Origin of the sequence: Spirosoma soli (genome assembly GCF_042684525.1) — a bacterium.
GTDB classification, from domain to species: domain Bacteria; phylum Bacteroidota; class Bacteroidia; order Cytophagales; family Spirosomataceae; genus Spirosoma; species Spirosoma soli.
In genome coordinates, this window is record NZ_JBHULN010000044.1 from 1 (window position 1) to 2,377 (window position 2,377).

The 2,377-nt window shown below is 46.7% G+C and carries 4 protein-coding genes; all 4 read left to right on the forward strand.

The window, feature by feature from the left end; translation table 11 throughout:
• Positions 1-297: 297 nt before the first annotated feature.
• Positions 298-684, forward strand: a complete 387-nt coding sequence (locus tag ACFSUS_RS28965; RefSeq protein ID WP_381528766.1) for a hypothetical protein — start codon at positions 298-300, stop codon at positions 682-684.
• A gap of 141 nt (positions 685-825) precedes the next feature.
• Positions 826-1,590 (forward strand): NADAR family protein, encoded by a 765-nt coding sequence (locus tag ACFSUS_RS28970; protein WP_381528767.1) that lies wholly within the window; start codon positions 826-828, stop codon positions 1,588-1,590.
• Between the two features lie 237 nt (positions 1,591-1,827).
• Positions 1,828-2,049, forward strand: coding sequence for a hypothetical protein (locus ACFSUS_RS28975; protein ID WP_381528769.1), 222 nt, complete (start codon positions 1,828-1,830; stop codon positions 2,047-2,049).
• A partial coding sequence (locus tag ACFSUS_RS28980) for a type II toxin-antitoxin system VapC family toxin (RefSeq protein WP_381528772.1) occupies positions 2,031-2,377 on the forward strand: 347 nt, incomplete at its 3' end. The genes ACFSUS_RS28975 and ACFSUS_RS28980, both read left to right, overlap by 19 nt.

A 2,377-nucleotide genomic window follows, 5' to 3' on the forward strand; every position in this document is an offset into this window, starting at 1 on the left:
GGTCGTTGGGTGTTCCGAGCAGGCCGTAACGTAGTGGTGGGCTTCCGTGCGACAAAGGAGCCGTCTCCGCAGGCCGTTTTAGGGCTCGTCTGTCAGCTTCGGTTGGCACGAGAATCGCCTTAGTTGTGGTAGGAGAAAACGTGTATTTGCCAGGTCGCGTTTGACAGAGAAAACGTCTCTGTGCGGATAACCAAAAAAGCGAGTTTGCCATGTATTGCCTGACAAGAGAAATACCTTGTTAGTCAATGTAACAGCTTAACAGGTTAAATTTAAAGCAAATAACGTAGTGAAAAGCAAGTGAAGATAACAAAGCAGACGGGGACCATTCTGGTATGTTTAGTATTAGCGTTTTTTATTTTTCGTACCCTATACCGTGGACTTCTTTTAGATAGCTGTCATCGCTACTCAATTGCCAGAGCAATTTCTTTCTCAGGTGGAGGTGGCAACGCTGGGCTTACTTTAGACTACACTTTTGTGTATAATAATAAAAAATATGAAGGGGGTACTTTGCTAGATAAAGGTGATTTTTATCGGAAAGGGGAAAGTTACTTTCTCAACCGGCGTTATTTTGTAGCCTTTCATTGTGGCGACCCATCTAATTCTAAAATAGATTTGGAAAAAGCAGTACCCGATACAATTGTTGTCGTGCCCCCTGATGGTTGGAAAGAACTACCATTGGATTAGTTGTCGAGGTGTATGAGTAAAGAAGTATTAATAACTAAGAATAGCTAGATTCACTCTATGGGGCAGCCTTCCGTCGACAGGGAGCGCGTCCCGAAGGAAGCGGGGCAGCCCAACCAAACGAGGGTGTAAAGGTTGGCAGTTGTGGTCGTTCAGGCACGTAGTATCATCATCCATCAGCCCCTGTTGGCGTTGGGTGAACCGGCCAAAATGGGCGTGAATGCCAGCGTCTGTGCGACAGGTCGCACGGCTCACGGGATATGTTTTGCTTCCATTTCTGGGTTTCGGCGACAAAGTGAACGCCTGTGTAGGCCAACCCAACATCAAAGCTGGGTTTCGCGTGACAAGAAAATGATCGAAATGACATACAGTTTAAAGTGGTTGACAGAAAATTTTGAACGAGGGAAACGAATTAAGTACTTGTTCTTTTGGGGGCATCAGAAAAGTAAAAGCGGTGATTTAACAGCGTCTTGTTTCAGCCAATGGTGGACATCACCATTTATCGTTGACAAGGTCAAGTACAATACGGCAGAGCATTGGATGATGGCCCAAAAAGCCTTGTTGTTTGGTGACCAAGAAGTTTATGAAAAAATCATCGTTGCCAAATCGCCAGCCGAAGCTAAAACACTTGGTAGGCAAGTTCGTAACTTCGATGAAGCCATTTGGAACAGCAAACGTTTTGAAATCGTAGTTGAGGGCAGTTTGCAGAAATTCACTCAACATCAAGACCTTAAAGAGTTCTTGGTCAATACCAAAGAGAGGGTGTTAGTAGAAGCCAGTCCGATAGACAAGATTTGGGGCATTGGTCTGGCGGCTGACAGCGACAAGGCTGAGAATCCCAAGCGATGGAACGGATTAAATTTGCTGGGCTTTGCCCTGATGGAAGTCCGAGACTTGCTTAAAAAGTAAGCTTCGCACGGGCGGCTGTCGGGCGACAGGCCGCACGCCCCACGTAGGCAGCTATACGCTTTCATTTCCAGGCCTTGTCAGCCAAGGCGAACACCCTGATTGGGAAAGTTAGCCTTCCGGGGTTGCGCTCTGGTGACAAGGCGACCTTTCCAACATTCAAGCTTGCGCAAAAGTGGTCAGTGGCGAGCCAAATTAATGCTCAAGTTGTTGTAATATTGTGTGATAGGCTGCAAGACGATGAAAACATTAACGGTCAACGATAAAGATTACGCCAAAGCGTTAAAGCTGTTAATCGAAAACGGCATTCAAACTGAGCCAGAACCCGAAGTCGCCATCCCACTCTTACGCAAGAGTAACGCCAAGTCCAGCGAGACTCCAGCCGCTTTCGGTGGTATTTGGGCTAATGATGAACGCACAATGGCTTCAATTCGGGCGAAAGCATGGCCAAAAAGAAGATAGTCCTGTGCGATTCTAACGTGTTGTTTGACTATTTCCGAGGAGTGCAGGCGATGGTTCAGGAGTTAGATGAGCTTGGTTTTGACCGTCTTTATCTGAGTGTGATTTCGGAAGCGGAAATGTACGTGGGCATGAAGCGAAGTGAAAAGCGCAAGACGGTCGAAACCATTAACAAGTTCAATGTAATTGGTTTGGACGCCGAAATCTCGCGCCGACTCCTCACTCTGACTTGGGAACACTACGCCAAGCGACCGGGTATAGCCGACATGATTATTGCGGCAACTGCTTTAACGTATCCGGTTGAACTGTTCACCTTCAACAAAAAAGATTT

Excerpts from the sequence above, each read along its gene's own strand:
- ACFSUS_RS28975 (WP_381528769.1), top strand. The coding sequence starts at position 1,828 with ATGAAAACATTAACGGTCAACGATAAAGATTACGCCAAAGCGTTAAAG.